This window comes from Burkholderia sp. LK4 (genome assembly GCF_001043615.1).
GTDB classification, from domain to species: domain Bacteria; phylum Pseudomonadota; class Gammaproteobacteria; order Burkholderiales; family Burkholderiaceae; genus Burkholderia; species Burkholderia cepacia.
Genome location: NZ_LDUL01000022.1, coordinates 93,783 through 115,936, shown reverse-complemented (window position 1 = coordinate 115,936; position 22,154 = coordinate 93,783). Strand labels below are relative to the sequence as shown.

The 22,154-nt window shown below is 69.6% G+C and carries 18 protein-coding genes and 1 pseudogene; 8 read left to right on the top strand and 11 right to left on the bottom strand.

Annotation, left to right across the window (positions count from 1 at the left end; translation table 11 throughout):
- The 11 genes and pseudogenes from VK92_RS41700 to VK92_RS12190 form a co-directional block, all read right to left on the bottom strand.
- Nucleotides 1–98 (bottom strand): annotated as a pseudogene (locus VK92_RS41700) (amino acid ABC transporter ATP-binding protein); the annotation flags it as partial.
- Between the two features lie 41 nt (nt 99–139).
- Nucleotides 140–796, bottom strand: coding sequence for an amino acid ABC transporter permease (locus VK92_RS12235; protein WP_021162904.1), 657 nt, complete (start codon nt 794–796; stop codon nt 140–142).
- Nucleotides 793–1,557, bottom strand: a complete 765-nt coding sequence (locus VK92_RS12230; protein WP_048022465.1) for an amino acid ABC transporter permease — start codon at nt 1,555–1,557, stop codon at nt 793–795. Before VK92_RS12230 ends, VK92_RS12235 begins: the two co-directional genes overlap by 4 nt.
- 43 nt (nt 1,558–1,600) lie before the next feature.
- Complete coding sequence (locus VK92_RS12225) at nt 1,601–2,419, bottom strand: transporter substrate-binding domain-containing protein (RefSeq protein WP_021162906.1); 819 nt, start codon at nt 2,417–2,419, stop codon at nt 1,601–1,603.
- A 40-nt stretch (nt 2,420–2,459) separates the two neighbouring features.
- Entirely contained in the window at nt 2,460–3,533 is a 1,074-nt protein-coding gene (locus VK92_RS12220) for an ABC transporter ATP-binding protein (protein ID WP_021162907.1), read from the bottom strand.
- A 40-nt stretch (nt 3,534–3,573) separates the two neighbouring features.
- Nucleotides 3,574–4,416, bottom strand: a complete 843-nt coding sequence (locus VK92_RS12215; protein WP_021162908.1) for an ABC transporter permease — start codon at nt 4,414–4,416, stop codon at nt 3,574–3,576.
- The gene (locus VK92_RS12210; RefSeq protein WP_021162909.1) at nt 4,413–5,336 is read right to left on the bottom strand and encodes an ABC transporter permease; all 924 of its coding nucleotides are present in this window, start codon (nt 5,334–5,336) and stop codon (nt 4,413–4,415) included. Before VK92_RS12210 ends, VK92_RS12215 begins: the two co-directional genes overlap by 4 nt.
- 4 nt (nt 5,337–5,340) lie before the next feature.
- On the bottom strand, nt 5,341–6,438 hold the full coding sequence (locus tag VK92_RS12205) for an ABC transporter substrate-binding protein (RefSeq protein ID WP_048022464.1): 1,098 nt from the start codon (nt 6,436–6,438) through the stop codon (nt 5,341–5,343).
- A gap of 150 nt (nt 6,439–6,588) precedes the next feature.
- Nucleotides 6,589–8,061, bottom strand: coding sequence for an aldehyde dehydrogenase family protein (locus tag VK92_RS12200; RefSeq protein ID WP_048022463.1), 1,473 nt, complete (start codon nt 8,059–8,061; stop codon nt 6,589–6,591).
- Nucleotides 8,058–9,752 (bottom strand): 5-guanidino-2-oxopentanoate decarboxylase, encoded by a 1,695-nt coding sequence (locus VK92_RS12195; protein ID WP_082160826.1) that lies wholly within the window; start codon nt 9,750–9,752, stop codon nt 8,058–8,060. The genes VK92_RS12200 and VK92_RS12195 overlap by 4 nt, the downstream gene beginning before the upstream one ends.
- Nucleotides 9,753–9,982: 230 nt before the next feature.
- The gene (locus tag VK92_RS12190) at nt 9,983–10,918 is read right to left on the bottom strand and encodes a LysR family transcriptional regulator (protein WP_048022462.1); all 936 of its coding nucleotides are present in this window, start codon (nt 10,916–10,918) and stop codon (nt 9,983–9,985) included.
- Between the two features lie 127 nt (nt 10,919–11,045).
- On the opposite strand from VK92_RS12190, the gene VK92_RS12185 reads away from it, so the two are divergent.
- The 8 genes from VK92_RS12185 to VK92_RS12150 all read left to right on the top strand — a co-directional run bounded on the left by VK92_RS12185 (nt 11,046) and on the right by VK92_RS12150 (nt 22,037).
- Entirely contained in the window at nt 11,046–11,690 is a 645-nt protein-coding gene (locus tag VK92_RS12185; protein ID WP_048022461.1) for a glutathione S-transferase family protein, read from the top strand.
- A 36-nt stretch (nt 11,691–11,726) separates the two neighbouring features.
- Nucleotides 11,727–13,859, top strand: coding sequence for a pyridoxamine 5'-phosphate oxidase family protein (locus tag VK92_RS12180; RefSeq protein ID WP_048022460.1), 2,133 nt, complete (start codon nt 11,727–11,729; stop codon nt 13,857–13,859).
- A 123-nt stretch (nt 13,860–13,982) separates the two neighbouring features.
- Nucleotides 13,983–14,186 carry a DUF2970 domain-containing protein gene (locus VK92_RS12175; protein ID WP_021164122.1) on the top strand — a complete coding sequence of 68 codons (204 nt, stop codon included), beginning with the start codon at nt 13,983–13,985 and terminating at the stop codon, nt 14,184–14,186.
- Between the two features lie 616 nt (nt 14,187–14,802).
- Entirely contained in the window at nt 14,803–17,034 is a 2,232-nt protein-coding gene (locus VK92_RS12170) for a TonB-dependent siderophore receptor (protein WP_048022459.1), read from the top strand.
- Between the two features lie 59 nt (nt 17,035–17,093).
- Entirely contained in the window at nt 17,094–17,726 is a 633-nt protein-coding gene (pnuC, locus tag VK92_RS12165; RefSeq protein WP_021157393.1) for a nicotinamide riboside transporter PnuC, read from the top strand.
- 36 nt (nt 17,727–17,762) lie between these two features.
- Complete coding sequence (locus VK92_RS12160; protein ID WP_021157392.1) at nt 17,763–18,953, top strand: phosphotransferase enzyme family protein; 1,191 nt, start codon at nt 17,763–17,765, stop codon at nt 18,951–18,953.
- Nucleotides 18,954–19,195: 242 nt separating this feature from the next.
- Nucleotides 19,196–20,527, top strand: a complete 1,332-nt coding sequence (locus VK92_RS12155) for a TolC family protein (RefSeq protein WP_048022458.1) — start codon at nt 19,196–19,198, stop codon at nt 20,525–20,527.
- Nucleotides 20,528–20,561: 34 nt separating this feature from the next.
- A complete protein-coding gene (locus VK92_RS12150) occupies nt 20,562–22,037 on the top strand; it encodes an efflux RND transporter periplasmic adaptor subunit (RefSeq protein ID WP_048022457.1) in 1,476 nt (491 codons plus the stop codon).
- Nucleotides 22,038–22,154: the final 117 nt, after the last annotated feature.

The following is a 22,154-nucleotide window of genomic DNA, read 5'->3' as shown; positions in this document are numbered from 1 at the left end:
CACACGACGACCACTTCGCCTTTCGTGACCTCGGTCGTGCAGTCGGTGAGGACCTGAAACTGGCCGTACCACTTCGAAACGTTGCTGATGGAAATCATGGGGGATACCTGCATCGTAATGAGGCGCGCGCGGCGCCGGTTCAGCGTGCCTTCGCGACGCGGTAGCGGCGTTCGAGCACGCGGGCGTACCACGTCAACGGGAAGCACATCGCGAAGTAGAGCAGCGCGACCATCGCGTAGATCGGAAACGGCTTGAACACCGCATTGGTGATGATGTTGCCGGTCTTCGTGAGTTCGGTCAGCCCGATGATCGACGTCAGCGCCGTGCTCTTCACCGCCTGCACGAGAAAGCCGACGGTCGGCGGCAGCGCGATTTTCCATGCCTGCGGCCACACCGCGTAACGGAGTTGTTGCGTCCACGTCATGCCGAGGCTGGCCGCCGCACTCCACTGGCCGCGCGGCACGGCGTCGACGCAGCCGCGCCAGATGTCGGCCAGGTACGCGCTCGCGTTCAACGTCAATACGACCGATGCGGCGGTCCACGGCGTCACGTCGATGCCGATCAGCGGCAGTCCGAAGAAACCGAGGAACAGCTGCATCAGCAACGGCGTGCCCTGAAACAGCTCGACGTACAGGCTCACGAAGCGGCGCAGCGCCGGCACCGGCGAGATGCGCATCGCGAGCAGCGCGAACCCGGCGACGCTGCCGCCGACGAACGTGATCAGCGACAGCAGCATGGTCCAGCGCGCGGCCAGCAGCAGGTTCCACGCAATATCCTGGAAGGTGAATTCGATCATCGGGCACGCTCCGTCGGGAGGCCGGTTTCAGGGGAGCGCGCGCGCCACGTAAAGCGGGCAACGCACGAGCGGCGCGGTGCGGCAGCCGCACCGTGCGGCGCGCGGCCCGCGAACAGACGGCGGCCGACGCGATTGAGCAGCATGCGCAGCGCGATCGACAGCAGGAGGTAGATCGCAGTCACGACGATGTAGATCTCGAACGCACGGAAATTCCGCGACTGGATGAAGTTCGCCGCATAGGTCAGGTCGGGCACCGAGATCTGCGACACGACGGCCGAACCGAGCATCACGATCAGCACCTGCCCGAGCAGCGCGGGGTACACGTTCGCGAGCGCCTGCGGCAGCACGACCTGACCGAACACCTGCCGGCCATGCAGCCCGAGCGCACGTGCGGCCTGCGTTTGCCCGTGCGGAACCGATTCGATGCCGGCCCGCAGGATCTCGACCGCATACGCGCCCAGGTTGACCGTCATCGCCAGCACGGCCGCCTGCGCTTCGTCGATGTGCACGCCGATCCCGGGCAGCCCGAAGAAGATGAAGAACAGCTGGACCAGGAACGGCGTATTGCGGATCAGCTCGACGTAGGCCGCGACCAGCGCGCGTGCCCAGCGCGGGCCGGCGAGCGCGGCCCACGCGCCGGCGGTGCCGATCAGGCCGCCGAGCGCGGTGGAGGCCGCGGTGAGGCCGAGCGTCACGCCGATCCCGCGCGCGAGCATGCCGGCGTAGAGGCCGAAATCGCTGAAGTCGAACACGTAGGTCATAACGATACCTTCCGTCGTGAATGCGGGGCGGGCGCGACGCGCATCACAGGTCGGCCGGCAGTGCCGCGTGCAGCCACTTCTGCGACAGGGTGTTCAGCGTGCCGCTTTTCTTCGCGCCGGCGATCGCGTCATTGACCTTCTGCATCAGGCGCGGCTCGTTCTTGTTCAGGCCGACGTGATCGGGCGAGCTGAACAGCGAGAACTTCTGCTCCGGATCGATCGACGGATGGCGCGCGATGATCGTCGCGCCGACGTCGTTGCCGATCACGAGCAGTTGCGCCTGCCCCGACAGGAACGCCGCGATCGCGCCGTTGGGATCGTCGAAGCGCTTGATCGTCGCGTTCGGCGGCGCGACCTTGCTCACGCTCAGGTCCTCGAGCGTGCCGCGCGCGACCGCGACCGACTTGCCGGCGAGATCGGCGGTGCCTTTCACGGCGAGCGATTTCGGGCCGAATACCGCGAGATAGTACGGCGCATACGCGTTCGAGAAATCGATCACCTTCGCGCGCTCCGGCGTCTGGCCGACCGACAGCAGCATGTCGGTCTTGCGGTCGGCGAGATACGCCATCCGGTTGTCGCCGGTGACCTGCACGAGCTCGACTTTCGCGTTGAGCGCCTTGCCGATCAGCGCCGCCATGTCGATGTCGTAACCTTGCGGCTTCATGTCGGGGCCGATCGAGCCGAACGGCGGGTAGTCCTCGAACACGCCGATGCGCACGACGCCGGATTTCGCGATCGTGTCGAGTGCGTCGGCATGTGCGAGCGGCGCGATGGCGGCGAGACCCGCCGCGCAGGTGCAGACGAGGGCGGTGCGGGCGAGCAGGCGTCGCACGAGACGGTGGGCTTGGGTCGATGCGTTCATGATGGAGTCCTTGTTGCTGCGCTGGGGAAAGAACCGGAAATCAGGCGCCGCGTGCGGCGATCAGCTTGCATGCATGCGCGGGTAGCTCGGCGGCGACCGGCATGCCGACGTGCAGGTCGGGCGTTTCGCGCGGCGTCGTCGCTGCCGTCAGCGTGAAGCCGCGGCAATCGATCGTCGCCTCGATCGACGCGCCGACGTCGCGCACGAACGTGACCGTGCCGGCGAGCGTGTTCGGCGCGGACGGCGAGACCGAGGCCGCGCGCACGCACACGTCCTCGGGGCGAATCAGCAGGCGCACGGCGTCGTCCGCGCGCGGCGCGTCGGGCGCGCGCCGGATCGCGAGCCGTTGTCCGCCCGGCAGCACGATCGCGTCGTCGCCGTCGCACGCGACCGGCAGGATGTTGCCGAGGCCGATGAAATCCGCGACGAATTCGTTGACCGGATCGCGATAGATGTCGAGCGGCCGGCCGACCTGCTGGATGCGGCCTTTCTCCATTACGACGATCTCGTCGGCCATCGTCATCGCTTCGCGCTGGTCGTGCGTGACCATGATCGTCGTGATGCCGAGCCGTTGCTGGAGCAGCCGGATCTCGACCTGCATCGCCTCGCGCAGCTTCGCGTCGAGCGCCGACAGCGGCTCGTCGAGCAGCAGCAGGCGCGGAGACGAAGCGATCGCGCGTGCGATTGCGACGCGCTGGCGCTGCCCGCCCGACAGCTGCGTGACGAGCCGGTCGGCCAGGTGCGGAAGCTGGATGAGTTCCAGCAGCTCCGCGACACGCTGCGTTTGAGCCGTCCTGGCCGTCTTGCGCAGCCGCAGCGGATACGCAATGTTCTGCGCGACCGTCATGTGCGGGAACAGCGCGAGCGACTGGAACACCATGCCGAAGTCGCGCCGGTTGGCCGGCACGTGCGTGAGGTCGCGGCCGGCGAACGTGATCGTGCCCGACGTCGGCGTCTCGAGGCCGGCGATGATCCGCATCAGCGTGGTCTTGCCGCAGCCCGACGGGCCGAGAAAGCAGACGAGCTTGCCGTCCGGCACGGACAGGTCGACGTGATCCACGGCATACGCGTGGTGGAAGCGCTTCGTCACGCTCTGAAGGGTGAGCTGGGTCATGGGGAGTCCTTGGATGGGCGAGGGCGGAGTCGTGCGCGTATCAGAGCGCAACGCCCTTGTCGCCGACGAGTTTTTCGAGCATCCAGATCAGCGCGAAATCGATCGCGACGGTGAACACCGCGAAACAGAACACGGTCGGGTCGAGCGACGACACGGTGCGGCTGTAGAGCCAGACCGGCAGCGTCATCGTGTCGACGCTGTACAGGAAGAACGTCACCGTGAACTCGTTGAACGACACGATGAACGCGAACAGCATGCCGGCGAGGACGCCCGGCCGCATCAGCGGCAGGACGACATCGACGAACGCGCGGCGCGGGCTCGCGCCCATCAGGCACGCGGCTTCCTCGAATTCCGGGCCGATCGACGCGACCGATGCCGCGCAGTTCTTCACGGTAAACGGCAGCGTCAGGATCACGTGCGCGACGACGAGCCGCACGAGCCCGAGTTCGACCGGCAGCGCGTTGAACACGAGCAGCAGCGCGAGGCCGAGCATGACGAGCGGATAGACGATCGGCAGCGCGACGAGCTGCTCGACGAACGTTTTGCCGCGGAAGCGATAACGCGACAGCGCGTAGGCGGCGGGTACCGAAACCGCAGTCGCGACCAGCATCGTCGCGATCGCGACGACGAGGCTCGTCGTCAGCGCGGCACCCATCGATTGCGCACTGCCGGCATCGGCGGTCACGAAGGTCTGCCAGGCGGCGCGGTACCAGTGCAGGCTGAAATCGCGCGGCGGAAATTCGAGCGTGCCCGACGAGCCGAACGACATCGTGATCATCGTCACGATCGGCAGTGCGGCGAGGCACAGCACGAGCGTCGCGAGGGTGCCGGTCGCGCGGCTCAGACGGCCGGGCAGCGGTGCTCGCGGCAGAAGGGCATTCATCGGTTCACCTCGTCACGTTGCAGGGCGCGCACGAGGCGCTGGGAAACCGCCATCACGACGAGCGTCGCGCCCATCAGCACGACACCCGAGGCCGACGCGGCCGGCCAGTTCAGCAGCGGCGCGACCTGGTCATGCACGAGCACCGCGAGCATCGGCACGCGCCGGCCGCCGAGCAGCAGCGGCACCGCGAATGCACTCGCGTTGTAGGCGAACACGAGCAGCGCGCCCGATACGAGCCCCGGCATCGCGAGCGGCAGCGTCACGTGCCGCAGCGTCTGCCAGCGCGTCGCGCCGAGCGTCGCGGCGGCTTCGTCGTACGCGCGGGACACGGCACGCAGCGCGCTCGACAGCGGCAGCACGGCGAGCGGGAATGCGGTCTGGATCAGCCCGAGCAGCACGCCGTGTTCGCGGTACAGCAGCTGCAGTGGCCGTTCGATGACACCGGCCGCCAGCAGCGAGCGGTTGAGCAGGCCCGCCGGGCCGAGCATCACGAGCCAGCCGTAACCCTGCAGCAGCAGGTTGACGAGCAGCGGCAGCAGCACGCCGGCAAGCATGAGTCGTCGCGCGAGCCGCGATTCGGCGCGCGCCATCGCCAGCGCGACCGGGATCGCGAGCAGCACCGCGCATACCATGCTCTGGAACGCGAGGCGCAGCGTGAGCCACAGCGAGTGCATGAAGTACGGGTCGGCGAGATCGGCGTAGTTCTGCAGCGTGAACGTGCGCCATTCGTCGCCCGGCGTACCGACGCTCATCCGCAGCACGGTGAGCGTTGCCGCCGCGAGCACCGCGAGGAACGCGAGGATCGGCGCAAGCAGCAGCCACGCCGGCACGCCGGGCCGCGCGGCAGCGGCGGCCGAAGCGCCGCCGGCCGGGCCGGCGGCGACGGGTTCCGCGTGACGGGAGGAAGGCAGCGAGGCCATGTCGTCAGGCCGCGAAGAGGCTGGTATAGCGCTTGATCCACGCCGGCTGAACGACGGCGAGCGCCTTGTCGTCGTGGAGGATGGCCTTCTCCGCGATCTGCTGCGGCGACGGCACGAATGCGCGGCTTTCCGCCGGGATCACGGCCTTCGAATTCACCGGCCCGTTCAGCACGTCCGCCGCCATCCGGCCCTGCACGCCCGCGTCGAGCGTGTGGTTGATGAACGCATGGATCAGGTCGAGGTCGCCCGGGTGCGCTTTCGGAATCACCGTGAACATCAGTTGCGTCGCGAAGCCTTCCTTCATCCCGTACGTCACGCCCATCTTGTAGTCGGGCTTGCGGATCTGGTCCGGGAAGAACGCGGGCGAATAGATACCGCCGATGTCGAGCGAGCCGGTGCGGAACAGGTCGGCGACCTGGTTCGGGTTTTCGCCGAGCGTCATCACACGATCCTTGAGCGCCGCGAGCTTGCGGAAGCCCGGCTCGATGTTCTGCTGCGAACCGCCGGCCAGCTTCGCGGCGACGATCGCGAGATCGACCGCCTCGGCCCACTCCGGCGGCGGAAGAAACAGGCGCCCCGCATATTTCGGATCCCACAGCGCTTCGTAGCTCGCCGGTGCGGTCTTGACGGTCGACGTGTTGTAGATCAGCCCGTCCGACCACAGCAGGTAGCCGACACCGAACCCGTTTGCGCCCGTGCGGTACTGTGGCGCGACGTCCTTCAGGTTCGGCAGCCGGCTCAGGTCCGGCTTCGCGAGCAGGCCTGCATCGGCGAGGCCGGCCGCACCGACGCCGGCCAGCGTGATCACATCGTAGGTCGGCCGCTCGCCGGCGGCCTTGACCTTCGCGACCATGCCCGACGTGCCGTCCGCGCGGTCGGCGATCACGCGTGCGCCGGTCTGCTTGCTGAACGTTTCCGCGATGTTGCGCAGCGCGGCCGCACCGGTATCGTCAGACCACGTGAGGATGCGCAGCGTCTTGCCCGCGAAGCTGCTGGTCTGTGCCTTCGCAGTACTGATGAACGGCATCGGAAGGGCGGATGCGGCGAGTGCCGTGCCGAGGGTTTTGATCACCTGCCTTCTGCCCGCCTTGAAGTGTTGCATGGCCGTCTCCTGATGAACGATGCCGGGTGGTTCGATGCCGGTCGCCGAACGGCGGCGCGGGGTGTGGATGAACTGTAGGGAGGTCAAATTTCCGCAACAAACGAAATATCCGCATGCGCGGCATGACATAAACGCATGGGCCGGACGGCCTCAGCGGGCCGGCATCATGACCTGCTTGATCTCCTGGAATGCGGCCAGCCCGAACGGGCCGAGCTCGCGTCCGACGCTGCTGCGCTTGTAGCCGCCCCATGAGGTTTGCGGATAGATCAGTTGCGGCGTGTTGATCCACACGACGCCTGCTTCCAGCGCATCGGCGACCCGCTTGCCGCGTGCCGCGTCGCGCGTGACGACGGTCGCGACGAGCCCGTATTCGGTATCGTTGGCGGCCGCGATCGCGTCGTACTCGGTATCGAACGTGCGGACGCACAGCACCGGCCCGAAGATTTCGTCGCGCCATAGCGGGCTGTCGGCCGGCACGTCGGCGAACAGCGCGGGCCGGATGAAGTAACCGGGGCCGGCGGGCACGTCGCCGCCCGTCACGAGCCGCGCGCCGTCGGCGCGGCCTTGCGCGATGTGGCGCTTCACGCGTTCGTATTGCGCGCGGTTCGTCAGCGGGCCCATCTGCACGCCGGGCGCGAACGGCGGGCCGACGACGGTCGCGTCGATCCGCCGCGCAAGGCGTGCGATCAGGTCGTCGGCGAGCGGCGCGGCGACGAGCACGCGCGAGGTCGCCGAACACATCTGCCCCGCGTTGAACAGGCCGCCGCCCGCGATCAGTTCGACCGCGTGGTCGGGATCGGCGTCGTCGAACACGACGATCGACGACTTGCCGCCGAGTTCGAGGCCGACGCCCTTGATCGTGTCCGCGGCCGTTTTCATGACCTGCGCGCCGACCGCCGTGCTGCCGGTAAACGACACCTTCGCGACGAGCGGATGCGCGCACAGCCGGGCACCGACGTCGGGGCCGGTGCCCGTCACGACGTTCAGCACGCCTGGCGGCAGGCCCGCTGCGGCGGCGATCGCGACGAGTTCGAGTTCCGGCAGCGGCGTGATCTCGGACGGCTTCAGCACGACGGTACAGCCGGCCGCGAGCGCGGGCGCGAGCTTCCACGCGGTCGTCACCATCGGGAAATTCCACGGCACGATCAGCGCGGCGACGCCGGCCGGTTCGCGCCGGATCCATGCGCGGTGGTCGTCGCCGGGCAGCGCGACCTCGGTTTCGCCGTCGGTGTCGATGCGTTCCGCGAGGCTGGCGTAGTAGTCGAACGTGGCGATCACGTCGGCGACGTCGATCTCCGCTTCGGCGAACGGCTTGCCGTTATTGAACGACTGCAGCGTCGCGAGCCGTGTGCGGTGCGTGTCGACGCCGCGCGCGATCGCGCGGAGCAGGGCCGCGCGCCGGGCACCCGTCGTGCGTTTCCAGCCGGGAAACGCGCGGGCCGCGGCCTGGACGGCGCGCTCGACGTCCGCGCTGCCGCCGGCAGCCACATGCGCGAGGACCGCTTCAGTCGACGGATCGACGATCGGCAACGTGGCGCCGTCGGCGCCGGACCCCCACGCGCCGGCGATGAAAAGCCCGGTACGCAGCGGCGGATCAAAGTGGAAATCGGGGGCCCGACTCATCGCTGCACCTGCTCGAACCATGTCGCTTCGTCGATCTCGATTACGGTCGGGATCGCGCGCGCGACGGCGTCGCGCAACGTGGCCGCCAGTGCGTCGGGCGTCGCGGCCGCGTGCGCCGCGCAGCCGAAGCCGCGCGCGAGCGCCAGGAAATCGGGCGTGTACGGATCGACGCCGATCGGCGTGATGTCGCGCGCGACCATGTATTTGCGGATCTCGCCGTAGCCGCGGTTGTTCCAGACGATCACGATCACCGGCACGCGGGCCTCGACCGCGCTCGCGAGCTCCGGCAACGTGAACTGCAGGCCGCCGTCGCCGATCAGGCAGACGACCGGGCGTGCGGGCGCGGCGAGTTTCGCGCCGATCGCGGCGGGCAGCCCGTAGCCGAGCGTGCCGTAGCCGGTAGACGAGTTGAACCAGCTGCGCGGTGCGTGCGCGTCGTGGGTGAAATTACCGACGTACACGGGGCTCGTCGAATCGCCGGCGACGATTACGCCAGGCAGCGCCGTGACGATCGTGTCGATCAGCCGCGCCTGCGCGCGCGCCGGGCCGTCGTGGCCCGCCGCGATCGCGGCGCGCACGGCGGCCACGCGCGCCGCGCCCCAGCCGGCTTCGGGGGGCGTCGTCGGTTTTTCGTGCAGGCGGGTCGACAGCGCGCCGAGCGCCAGCCGCGAATCGCCGGCGATGGCGATCTCCGCGCGGGCATTGCGCATCAACTGCTGCGCGTCGATGTCGATGCGAATCAGCCGGCCATCGATCGCGAATCCGCCGTCGAACGTGACGTCGTAATCCGTTTCGCCGAGCTCGGTGCCGACGGCGAGCACCACGTCGGCGTCGCGGATCGTCGCGCGGGTGGCGGGCAGCGATTGCGTGGAGCCGATCAGCAACGGATGGCCGGCCGGCAGCAGACCCTTCGCGTTGATCGTCAGCGCGACCGGCGCGTGCAGGCGTTCGGCGAGCTCGCGCAATTCGGCCGCCGCATGCACGGCGCCGCCGCCCGCCAGGATCAGCGGCCGGCGCGCATGGGCGAGCAGGTCCGCGGCCGCCGCGAGCGCGCCGGCGTCCGGTGCGGGGCGGGCGGGCAGCGCGGGTGGCGCGGCGGGCAGAGCGGGCGCCGGCATCACGATCACGTCGAGCGGAATCTCGATATGCACGGGCCGCGGCCGTGCGCTTTCGAAAACCGCGAACGCGCGCGCGAGCACCTGCGGCAGATCGGCCGCGTCGAGCAGCGTGTGCGAGAACGCGGTGAGTCCCGCGAAGACTTCACGCTGCGACGGCAGCTCGTGCAGGCGGCCGTCGCCGCCGCCGAGCTCGCGCCGAGCGTTGACGCTCGAGATCACCAGCATCGGGATCGAATCCGCGTAGGCCTGTGCCATCGCGGTCGCGATATTGGTCATGCCCGGCCCGGTGATGATGAAGCAGACGCCCGGCCGGCCCGTGACGCGCGCGTAGCCGTCGGCCATGAAGCCGGCCCCCTGTTCGTGGCGGGGCGTCACATGGCGGATCGACGACTCGGCGAGCCCGCGATACAGCTCGACGGTATGCACGCCGGGAATGCCGAACACGCATTCGACGCCATAACGTTCGAGCAGGTCGACGAGTGCTTCGCCGCAGGTGCGGGGACGGGCAAGGAACGGTGCCGGCGCGGCCGTGCGGGCCTCGGCGATGCAGGAGAGGGAGACTGGATGGTTCATGGATCGTGACGTGCCGATTGGGAGGGGGAGTGGCCCGTACCGCAAACGAGGGGGCATGCAGCGGATTGTCGGCGTCGATCCGGGGCGCCAACAATCGATTAGTTTTCATGCCGCGCATGAGCGCGTTGCATGGCGATGCGTGGTCGCGAGGATGTCGCGATACATCGGAGGAATGGAATGCGCGGGCCGGCAACGGCGCGGCGCGCAGCCGCAACGGAATTCGGCGTGCGCTAGCGTTCGCGTTTCGTCTTGCGTGCCGGCCGCGTGTCGTCGATCCTCTGCTTCATCGCATCGATGAACGCCCGCACTTTCGGCGAAGGCAGCCGTGTCGACGGATACACCGCATGGATCCCGGCCGGCGCCGAACGCCACGCGGGCAGCAGCCGCACGAGCCGGCCGGCCGCGACGTCGTCGGCGGTCGAAAAGTCCGTCAGCAGCCCGAAGCCGCCGCCCGCGAGCACGATCGCCCGGCACGCGGTGGCGGTGTTCGACACGACGTGCGCGACACAGCGCACCGAAGCGGTGCCGCCGTTCGCGTCTTCGAGTTCGAGCGTTTGCGGGCGCGGCAGCGTCGACAGCATCACGAACGGCAGCGCGGCGAGCGCATCGGTATCCTGCGGCCGCCCGTGGCGCGCGACGAACGCGGGGCTCGCGACCAGCCATTTCTCGTAGGTGCCGAGCTGCACCGCGCGATAGTTCGAATCGGCGAGGCGGCCGATGCGGATCGCGACGTCGAGGTTGTCCGCGACGAGATCGACGACGCGGTCGTTCGCGACGAGTTCGACGTCGAGGCCCGGATGCCGGTCGCGCAACGCGACGACGGCAGGCGCGACGACCAGCGCGCCGTAGTCGATCGGCACGCTCACGCGCAGCGTGCCGCGCAGCGGCCCCGCGTCGGACGACACCGCGTCGAGCGCGCTTTCCGCGGCGCGCACGATGTCGCGGCACGCGTCGTAGAAGGCCCGCCCGGCGTCGGTCACGCTCAGCCGCCGGGTGGTGCGCACCAGCAGGTTCGCGCCGACCTCGGATTCGAGGCGCTGCATGTGCGTGCTGACGACCGTCTTCGCCAGGCCGAGCCGCTCGGCCGCGGCCGTCAGCGAGCCGGCGTCGACCACCGCGACGAAGACCGCCAGCCGGTTCAGGTTCACGTCGCGCAGATCGGCCATCGTCGATTGTCCTATGGAAGCGGATAATGTTTCCACGATTATCCGTCTTCTGGCGACGAACGGCGAGCGCTACGCTGCAGGTGTTCGTCGCCGATCCCCGGCGGCGCGAGATTCCGGAGTGTTTTCCATGTCTGCCGTCCGCAAGCCTGCTTCGCCGATTCGCGTCTACTCGTTCCTGCTGTCCGGGCATGCGCATCGCGTCCGGTTGTTCCTGTCGCTGCTCGGCCTGCCTTCGGAGACCGTCGACGTCGATCTCGCGGCCGGCGCACAGCGCGAGCCGGCGTTCCTCGCGCTCAATCCGCTCGGGCAGGTGCCCGTGATCGACGACGGCGGCACGGTGATCGCCGATTCGAACGCGATCCTCGTGTATCTCGCGAAGCGCTACGGCGACGCGCACTGGCTGCCCGACGACCCGGCCGGCGCGGCCGTCGTGCAGCGCTGGCTCTCGTATGCGGCGGGGCCGATCGCAGCGGGGCCGGCTGCCGCGCGGCTCGTGACCGTGTTCGGCGCGAAGCTCGACCACGAAGCGGCCAAGCGTACGGCCGCGAAAGTGCTCGACGTGATCGATCGCGAGCTGGCCGGCAAGCCGTTCGCGGCCGGTGCGCAGCCGACGATCGCGGACGTCGCCGCGTACTCGTACATCGCGCACGCGCCGGAAGGCGGCGTGTCGCTCGAACCGTATCCGCACGTGCGTGCGTGGCTGGCACGCGTCGAGGCGCTGCCGGGCTTCGTTGCGATGCCGACGACACGCGCCGGCCTGCTTGCCGCGTAACGCCCACCGACGCCGCGCCTGCCCACGGAGAACGCGATGAACACCCCGACCACCGTCGTACCGGGCTGGGAACTCGATACCGCGCCGTTTCACGCGGGAGAACTCGCCGTGCAGCAGCGCGCGGGCGTGACGGAGGCCGCGGGTTCGGCCGGCCGGCGCGGGATCCGGCGTTTCATGCCGGACCAGCACCGGACGTTTTTCGCGCAACTGCCGTTTTTCGTGCTGGGCGGCGTCGATGCGAACGGCCAGCCGTGGGCGACGCTGCGGGCCGGCGCGCCGGGGTTCGTGACGTCGCCGGACCCGCGTACGCTGCGCATCGCGGCGCGCGCGTTGCCGGGCGATCCGCTGGACGGCGCGTGGCAGCCGGGGGCGCCGCTCGGCGGGCTCGGGATCGAATTCGATACGCGGCGGCGCAATCGTGTCAACGGCGTCGTGCGCGCGGTCGACGGCGACGCGCTGACGATCGCGGTCGAGCAGAGCTTCGGCAACTGCGCGAAGTACATCCAGGGACGCAAGCCGACGTTCGTCGCCCGGGATGCCGGCGCGTCCGCCGGGCCTGACGTATCGGACGCGTTGAACGACGCCGATCGAGCGCTGCTTGCGCAGGCCGATACGTTCTTCGTCGCGAGCGCGAACACGTCGACCGACGCGGGCGCTGCGCGTGGCGCGGACGTGTCGCATCGCGGCGGGATGCCGGGCTTCGTGCGCGTCGACGATGCGCACACGCTGACGACGCCGGATTTCAGCGGCAACCGCTTCTTCAACACGCTCGGCAACCTGCAGCACGATCCGCGCGCGGGGCTGCTGTTCGTCGATTTCGACAACGGCGACCTGCTGGTTGTGGCCGCGCGCGCCGAGATCGTGTGGGACGGGCCGCTCGTCGCGTCGTTCGACGGCGCGCAGCGGGTCGTGCGGTTCCATGTGCGGGAAGTGCGGCGCATGCGCGCAGTGTTGCCGTTCCGGTGGTCGGCGGTCGAACGTGCGCCGCAGTTCGCGGCGATGGCGGCGGGCGCGGGTGCGGGTGCGGCGGGCGGGTTGGTGCAGACTTCAATCGCATCGGTCATCGCACCCGCACCCGCATCAGAATCACTATCGGCATCGGCATCGGCATCGGCATCGGCATCGGCATCGGCATCGGCATCGGCACCCGCATGGCGGCCGCTGCGCATCGCGAAGATCGTCGACGAAGCGCGCGCGATTCGCTCGTTCCATTTCGAACCGGTGGACGGCGGCGCATTGCCCGCCTACGAAGCCGGGCAGCACCTGACGCTGCGTGTCGCGCTGCCGGGAAGCGACGCGCCGACGATCCGCAGCTACACGCTCTCCGATGCGCCGGGCGGCACGCATTACCGGATCACCGTGAAGCGCGAAGGGCGCGTGTCGGCGTGGCTGCACGATCACGCGCAGGCGGGCATGACGCTCGACGCGCAGATGCCGCGCGGTCGCTTCACGTTCGATCTCGCGAGCCCGCGCCCGGCCGTGCTCGTGTCGGCCGGCATCGGCATCACGCCGATGATCGCGATGCTGCGCCGCGCGCTGGCGGACGATCGGCCATCGCGCCGCGTGGTGTTCGTGCATGGCGCGCGCGACGCGGCCGACCGGCCGTTCGCGGCGTCGCTGGCACGCATCGCGGCCGCCGACGCACGGCTGTCGCTCCACTGGTTCGACAGCCATCCTCACGACGGCTCTGCAGCGCAGGCAGGCCGCATCGACATCGCGCAACTGAAGCGGCTCCTGACGTTCGACGATTACGACTTCTACCTGTGCGGGCCGTCGGCGTTCATGCGCGACCTGTACGACGGGCTGCGCGCGCTGAACGTGCCGGACGAACGCATCCGCTTCGAGGCGTTCGGGCCGTCGAGCGTGGCACGCAGCGCGACCCGTACGACCGGGGCGCAGGTCGCAAGCGTGCCGGTGGTGTTCCGGCGCACGGGCCGCGATGCCGCGTGGACGCCCGCCGACGGCACGTTGCTCGAATTCGCTGAAGGGCAGCGCGTGGCCGTGCCGTCCGGATGCCGCTCCGGGTCGTGCGGCACGTGCGCGACGCGCGTGCTGTCGGGCGCGGTCGACTACGAGCAGGCACCCGATGCGCCGGTCGAACCCGGCTGCGCGTTGCTGTGCGTCGCGCGGCCCGCGCAAGGGTCGGAGCCGCTCGTGCTCGACTGCTGACGCGCCCTGCGACATGCGGCCGCAGACGGCCTGCTGCGCGAAAAGCGCGCGCAACTGCTTCTTTTTTCGGATGCCGGTCGGATCGACGATAGCGTCAACCGATTCGATGAAAGGAGCACAACCATGAAACTGCTCGGCATGATCAAGCTGGTCCTGTGGAGTTTCTTCGGCGTACGCAACAGCAAGGCGCACGCGGCCGATCTCGCGAACGTCAACTACACGTTGCTGCCGTTCGTGGCGATCGTGCTCGCGCTGCTCGTCGGCGCGGTGATCTACGGCGTCGTGCACCTGGTCGTCGACCCGACCGCGACGATGCAGGGATTCTGACCGGCCGCCGAATCGCGAGCGGGCGAACGTTCCCGCTCCGGTTTCCGGCCGCGTGACCGGCGCGTGACGGTGCCGGTCATCGAGGTGGCCGCGCACGACGCCAGTCATGCGCACATCGGCACCGTCGCCGTGCCGCACGAATCGCGCGGTTCCCGTTCCCGCCTTCCTCGCCCATCCGATTCACCCGATTCGCCCGATTCCAGGGCAGCCCGCCCCGCCCGGGGTAAAATGCGCGCCGCGCCGCGATGTCGTGCGCGACGGGCACGCCGCCGTTCCAGCGAACGGCGCGCACCAGACCGTCGCGCCCGTACCGGGGCGTTCGAAGCGTCCCCCCGCATGACAAGACCGCGCGATGCAGCCGGCCGCCCGACACGCCCCGACGAACCAGTCCACGGCAGCGTCGGTTCCCGGTGCGTCACCTGAATCCGATGTCCCATCCTGCGTCTTCCCGACCGAGCGGCACGCTTGCGTGCCGGATCGTCTGGTTCGCCCGGTTCGTCTGACGAATGTCGTGCCGGCGCGTGCGTCCGGCGGAGGCAGATCCGGTCGCGGGCACGCTTCGTAGCTTCCTAACGGGTTTCGACAGGGTCGAGTGGCGAGTTTTCCATCCAGAGCAATGACGGTGAATAGAACAACAGCGTCGCCCGCACGGCGGCGGCGCGCGAAGGTCGGGCTTGGTGTCGGCGTCGGCATCACGCTTTTCGCGGCCCAGGCCGCCGCGGCGCAGGGCGACACGCCGGCGCCGGACGCCGGCGCGGCCGGCAGCACGACGCTGCCGACGATCACGGTGAGCGGCGAGCGCGGCAACGCGCTGCGCGCACGCACGGCATCCGTCGCGGGGCTTGACGACACACCGCTGCGCGACACGCCGGCGTCGGTGAGCGTCGTCACGCGCGCGCAGCTCGACGACCAGCAGGCGAAGCGGCTGAGCGACGTCGTGCGCAACGACGCGTCGGTCGTCAACGACTATGCGCCGGTCGGTTATTTCGAAGGCTTTGCGATCCGCGGCTTTCCGGTCGATCTCGCGAGCGCGATCCGGATCGACGGGCTGACGGTGTCCGGCGAGCAGAACGTGCCTCTCGAGAACAAGGAGCGCGTCGAGATCCTGAAGGGGCTTGCGGGTATCGACAGCGGCGTCGTCGCGCCCGGCGGGGTGATCAACTTCGTGACGAAGCGCTCGGCGAACGTCGCGAGCGTGACGGGTGGCGTCGACAGCCGCGGCTCGACGTCGGCGGCCGTCGATCTCGGCCGCCGCTTCGGCCCCGACAATCAGTTCGGCTTCCGGATCAATGCCGCGAAGGAGAACATGCACTCCTACATCGACGGCACGAACGGACGGCGCACGTTCGGCTCGATCGCCGTCGACTGGGACATCAGCCCGCGCGCGAGCCTGCAGCTCAATGCCGAATTCCAGCAGTGGATCCAGCGTTCCGCGCCCGGCTACCAGCTGCTCGGCGGCACCGTTGTGCCGTCGGTCAAGACGACGTCGAAGGCGCTCGGTACGCAGCCGTGGGCGAAACCGGTGACGACCGACGCGCTGAACCTGAACGCGCGCTTCGACTACCAGTTCAACGACGACTGGAAGGCGTATATCGCCGCCGGCCGCAGCCGCACGATGATCGACGACAACAGCGCGTTCGCGTACGGCTGCTCGTACGCGGCGAGCTGCACGGCCGGCGCGACGTCGCCGTTCTTCTTCGGCGCGAACGGCGACTACGACGTGTACGACTTCCGCAGCCCCGGCGAATACCGGCGCAACGACGATCTGCGCGCGGTCACGACCGGCAAGTTCGCGACGGGGCCGCTGCGGCACGAGCTGACGCTCGGCGTGAGCGTGCAGCGCCGCGTCGTGCACATGGCGACCGCCGTGTACGACTATGTCGGCAGCGAGAACATCTACGGACCCGACGTCACGTTCGCACCGTCGCCGAATACGCCCGGGCCGTCGTATCCGCAGCTCGATTCGTGGCAGTACGGCGTATTCGGGCTCGACCGCATCAGCATCGGCGAACACTGGCAGGTGCTCGCAGGCGGCAAGGAGGTGCTGCTGCGCCAGCGCAGCTGGAGCAGCCTCGACGGCGACGCGACGCACACCGACCGTTCGGTGTTCCTGCCGCAGGTCGCGCTCGTCTACAAGCCGGTGAACGTGCTGTCGCTGTACGCGTCGTACAGCAAGGCGCTGTCGCTCGGCGACCAGGCGCCCGTGCGCGCGACCAACGCGTATGCGTTCCTGCCGCCCGTCGAATCGCACCAGATCGAGGTCGGCGCGAAATACGACTGGCTCGACCGGCTGAGCCTCACGGCCGCCGTGTTCTCCATCAGCAAGCCGTTCCAGTTCGCCGATCCGGACGCATCGGGCACGACCTACACGTTCGTGCAGCGCGGCACGCAGCGGCACCAGGGGATCGAGCTCGGCGCGGCCGGGCGCGTGACCGAGCGACTGGGGCTGACGGCCAGCGTCGCGGCGATTCGCGCGCGCGCTTACGATTCGGGTTCGCCGGCGTATGAAGGACACCAGGTCATCAACGTGCCCGCGCTGCGCGCGTCGCTGTATGCGGACTACGCGGTGCCGGGCGTGGCCGGGCTGAACGTGCTGGGCGGCGTCGAGTACAGCGCGGCCCGCAACGCGAACGAGGAGGGTACCGCGCAGGTGCCGGCGTGGTTCGTGTTCAATCTCGGCGCGCGTTATACGACGAAGATCGGCGGCCATCGCACGGTGTTGCGCGTGTCGGTGGACAACCTGTTCAACAAGTTCTACTGGCGCGACGCGGGTGAGCAGCAGGGCGATGCGTACCTGTTCCCTGGTGCGCCGCGCACCGCCCGCGTGTCGTTGACCTATGATTTCTGACCGTCCGGAACCGGCCGCGTGACCCGCAGCCCCGGCAGCTAACCTGGAGAGCACAGACGATGTCCCCACTCGAAATCGCCGGCGTGATCGTCAGCGCGCTCGCGATCTGGCTGACCGCGAAGCGGCGCATGCTGTGCTGGCCGGTCGGGCTCGTGTCGGTCGCGTTGTACGGCTGGATCTTCTTCGACGCGAAGCTGTATTCGGACATGCTGCTGCAAGGCGCGTTCGCGGTGCTGCAGGTGTACGGCTGGCAACGCTGGCTCGCGCAGCGCGCGAGCGAGGCCGACGGCAATGCGGCGCCGGCAGGCGATGTCGCGCCCGTCACGGGCGTGCGGCCGATGCAGATGCTGCCCGACCTGATCGCGGCCGTCGTCGGCAGCGCGCTGCTCGGCGGCATGATGGCGCGCTGGACCGATGCGGCACTGCCGTTCGTCGATGCCTCGCTGACCGCGTTCAGCCTCGTCGCGCAATACTGGACCGCGCGGCGCTACATCGCATCGTGGGGGCTGTGGATCGTCGTGAACGTCGTGTATGTCGGGATGTTCGTGTTCAAGGAACTGTATCTGACGGCCGGCCTCTACGCGCTGTTCATCGGGCTGGCCGTCGTCGGCTGGCGCGACTGGAGCCGGACCGCCGCCGCGTTGCGCGCGGCGGCCGGCGGTGCGCTGGCAACGGGCGGCGGCGCGCGCTGATTCACGCGCCGATTCAACTACGGAGCAACGTCGTTCATGTCATTCCCACTCGAGCCGGACGGCGCCCTGCCGCGCGACGTCGCGCCGCCTCAATTCGGTGTCGACGGCGAGCAGGCCGAACGCGACTGGCCGCTGATGACGCACGACGAGGTGGCGGCGGTGCTCGCGCGCATCGACGGCGCCGGCGAGCCCGAGCGGCTCACGTGGCACAGCCCGCGACAGTTCGCGGCGGCCGTGCTCGTGCGGATGGCGGACGGGCGCGGGCTGTTCGTCAAGCGTCATCACGCGAGCCTGCGCGATGTCGCGGGGCTCGAGGAAGAGCATCGCTTCATCGCGCACCTGCGCGAACGCGGCATGCCGGTGGTCGACGTGCTCGCGGATCGCAACGGTGCGACCGCATTCGCGTCCGGCGACTGGACCTACGAAGTGCATGTGCTCGCGCCCGGCGTCGACCCGTATCGCGGCGTGATGTCGTGGCAGCCGTTCACGCATGCGTCGCACGCTTACGCGGCCGGCCGCGCGCTGGCCGAGCTGCATCGCGCGTCGGCCGGCTACGATGCGCCGGCGCGGCCCGTGCGCACGCTGCTGTCGAGCTTCCGCGTGCTGTCGTCCGACGATCTGGCGGGCGCGCTCGAACGCTGGGTCGAGGCGCAGCCGCTGCTCGTGCGCGCACTCGGCGCGCGCGACTGGCGCGGCGACGTGGCCGACGCGATCGGCCCGTATCACGCGCGCCTCGTGCCGCTGCTGCCCGCGCTGCCGCCGCTGTGGACGCACGGCGACTGGCACGCGTCGAACCTGCTGTGGACCGAGGCGGGGCCCGGCGCGCAGGTGCGGACGGTGCTCGATTTCGGGCTGTCGGATCGCACGTGCGCCGTCATGGACCTCGCGCTCGCGATCGAGCGCAATACGGTCGACTGGATGGCGCCGGCCGACGCGCGGCGCGTCGAGTACGCGCAGATCGACGCGCTGCTCGACGGGTATGAGTCACTCGAACCGCTGGGCGACGAAGCCTATGCGGCGCTGGTCGCGATGCTGCCGATCGTGCATACGGAGTTCGCGCTGTCGGAAGTGGCTTATTTCGGCTGCATCATCGATGCGCCGGCCATCGTCGACATCGCATACGACGGGTATCTGATCGGGCACGCGCGGTGGTTCGGTGAGCGCGACGGGCGGCAGTTGCTCGACTGGCTCGTGCAGCGCCGGCGCGCGAAGCAAGGGACAGCCTGATTTGCGCACCGGGGTTTCGGCGCACGCGCGCCGATTCCCCGATCCTCCGCAGTCTTCCTCGCGGCCGTCGGGCTGCACGTTCACCCGATCCTCCTGATCGTCTACGCGGGATGCCATTCCCGCAGGGCACAGCACGCTCGCGCGCGGCCGCCCCCAAGATGACGGAAATGTCATCTTCGCCTCATGTTCGCACTGCGGCCGGACCGTAGCATCGGTCGCGAACCGTTACCGCAGAACCGAACATGCTCAAGCTCAACCTCGCCGTGGCCGTCGTCTTCGCGATGGCCGCGACGGCCCATGCGCAGCCGTCGCTGTCGCCGGGGCCGGCTCCGGCAGCCTCCGGCGGCGCCGCGCCGATCGCTGCACCGCCACCCGACGCGCGCCCTTCCACCTCGTTGACGCTTGCCGATGCGCTCGCGGCCGCGGCCCGGAACAATCCGGCGCTGCGCGGCGCGCGTGCGGACGTCGATGCATCCGCGGGCGCGCTGATGCAGGCCGGTGCGCGCCCCAATCCGGAAGTGTCGTTCCTGCAGGAAAGCTTCCGTCGCGCCGAACGCACGTCGACCGTGCTGCTGAACCAGACGATCGAACTCGGCGGCAAGCGCGGCGCGCGGCTCGACGTCGCGTCGTACGGCAGGGAAGCGGCCAATGCGTCTCTCGACGAACAGGGCGCCGTCGTGCGCGCCGACGTGATCGCCGCGTTCTACGGGCTGCTCGCCGCGCAGCGCCAGCTTCAGGTCACCGAGGAATCGGCCGCGATCGCCGCGCGCTCCGCAGATCTCGCGAGCCGCCGTGCACAGGCCGGCAAGGTGTCGCCGGTCGAGGCGACCAAGGCGCACGTGGCGGCGGCCGGCGTGCAGATCGAAGTCGTGACGGCGCGCGGCCGTGTCGAGGTCGCACGCGAGAAGCTGAACGCGGTGATGGGCGAGGCGCGCGACGGCCGGCTGGCGGTGCTCGGCGACCTCGAAGCCGTACCGCCGGTCGAGTCGCTGCCCGCGCTCACCGCGCAACTCGACGACGCGCCGCTCGCGCGGATCGCGCGCGCCGAGATGCTGCGCTCGAACGCGGCCGTATCGCTCGAACGCGCGCGGCGCATTCCGGACGTGACGATTAGCGCGGGCGTGAAGCGCGTGACCACGGGCGGCGTGCCGGACAACCAGGCGGTGGTTGGCGTGTCGATCCCGATTCCGCTGTTCAACACGAACACGGGCGCGCTGCTCGAGGCGACGCACAAGGCCGCGCGGGCGAACGCCGATCTCGATCGCGAACGCACGCGCCTGCGGCTGGAACTCACACAGGCCTACGCGAATTTCGAAGCCGCCGCGCAGGAAGCGCAGCGGCTGAAGGACGACATCCTGCCGGCCGCGCGCGTCGCGCTCGACGCGATGTCGCGCGGCTACGAACTCGGGAAGTTCAGCTTCCTCGACGTGCTCGACGCGCAGCGCACGCTGTTCCAGGGCCAGTCGCAATACGTGCGCGCGCTCGCCGACGCCCATACCGCGCGTGCCGACATTGGCCGGCTCGTCGGTACGCCGCTTGCACCGCTTGTGCCGCTTGTGCCTGTCACGCAATAGCGCAACAGACGCCTCCATTACCTGAAGGATCATCATGTCACGCAGCAGAATCCTGATCATCGCGGCGGTCGTGCTCGGCACCGCCGGGATCGTCCTCGGCGCACTCGGCGTCACGCGCAACGGCGGCGGCAACGACACGTCCGCGTCGGCGGCGCCCGAATCCGCTTCATCCGCCGAAGCCGCCGGCGAGCGCGGCGGTGTCGTGCTCAGGCGCGGCAAGCTGTCCGTCGAAATCGTGATGACGGAGAAGCCCGGCGACGCGCGCCTCGTCGTCTATCCGTTCGTCGACGGCAAGCCGGCCGGCAAGGGCGTCACCGTGTCCGGCACGCTGGTCCGCTACGACCGCACGCACGAGCCGTTGCGTTTCGACGCGGCCGGCCAGAAGTTCGTGTCCGCGCAGTCGATCGCCAAGCCGCACGTGTTCGATGCGACGATCGACGTGAAGGCGGGCAATGACGCCGCCTCATTCCCGTTCGCACGCGCCGACGGTGCGATCGCGTTGACCGACGCACAGCTGGCGACCTCGAAGATCGCACTCGCGAAGGCCGGCCCCGCGCAGATCGCGACGCCGTTCCAGTTGCCGGGCGAGATCAAGTTCAACGAGGATCGCACCGCGCACGTGGTGCCGCGCGTGGCCGGCATCGTCGAGCAGGTGTCGGTGTCGCTCGGGCAGAACGTCGCGAAGGGGCAGGTGCTGGCCGTGATCGCGAGCACCGATCTAGCCGACCGGCGCAGCGAGCTGCTGACGGCCGAACGCCGGTTGTCGGGCGCACGTGCGACCTACGAGCGCGAACGCACGCTGTGGCAGGAGCGCATTTCGGCCGAGCAGGACTACCAGCAGGCGCAGGTGCAGTTGCGCGAAGCCGAGATCGCCGTGCAGAACGCGCGGCAGAAGCTCGCCGCGCTGAATGCGCCCGCCGGCGCGGGCGCGCTGAACCGCTACGAACTGCGTGCGCCGTTCGCGGGCACGATCGTCGAGAAGCATGCGACGCCCGGCGAAGCGATCGCCGCCGATGCCAGCATGTTCGTGATCTCCGACCTGTCGACGGTATGGGCCGAGATGGCCGTGCCGGCGCAGCGGCTCAACGACGTGCGGGTGGGCCGCGACGCGACGGTCGTCGCGACCGCGTTCGAATCGCGTTCGAGCGGCCCGATCGCGTACGTGGGTTCGCTGCTCGGCGAACAGACGCGCACCGCGCCCGCGCGCGTCGTGCTGCCGAACCCGGACGGCGTGTGGCGGCCCGGGATGTTCGTGAACGTGTCGGTCGACGCGGGCAAGCAGGGCGTGCCGCTCGCGGTCGCGAGCGACGCGCTGCAGGACGTCGACGGCGCACCGTCGGTTTTCGTGCGTTCTCCGAAGGGCTTCGTCGCGCAGGCCGTCGAGACGGGGCGGCGCGACGAACGTGCGACCGAAGTGCTGAAGGGGCTGAAGCCGGGCCAGGAATACGCGGCGTCGAACAGCTTCGTGCTGAAGGCCGAACTCGGCAAGGGGAGCGCGGAACATGAATGAGCATCACGTGTGCGCCGTGGTGCGAATCACGGCCCGATTTGCAGCCAGATTCGCGGCCAGATTTCCGGCCCGCCGGGTGGCCGGCCGGGCGGCCCGTCCGTCGAGGGTGACCGTGCC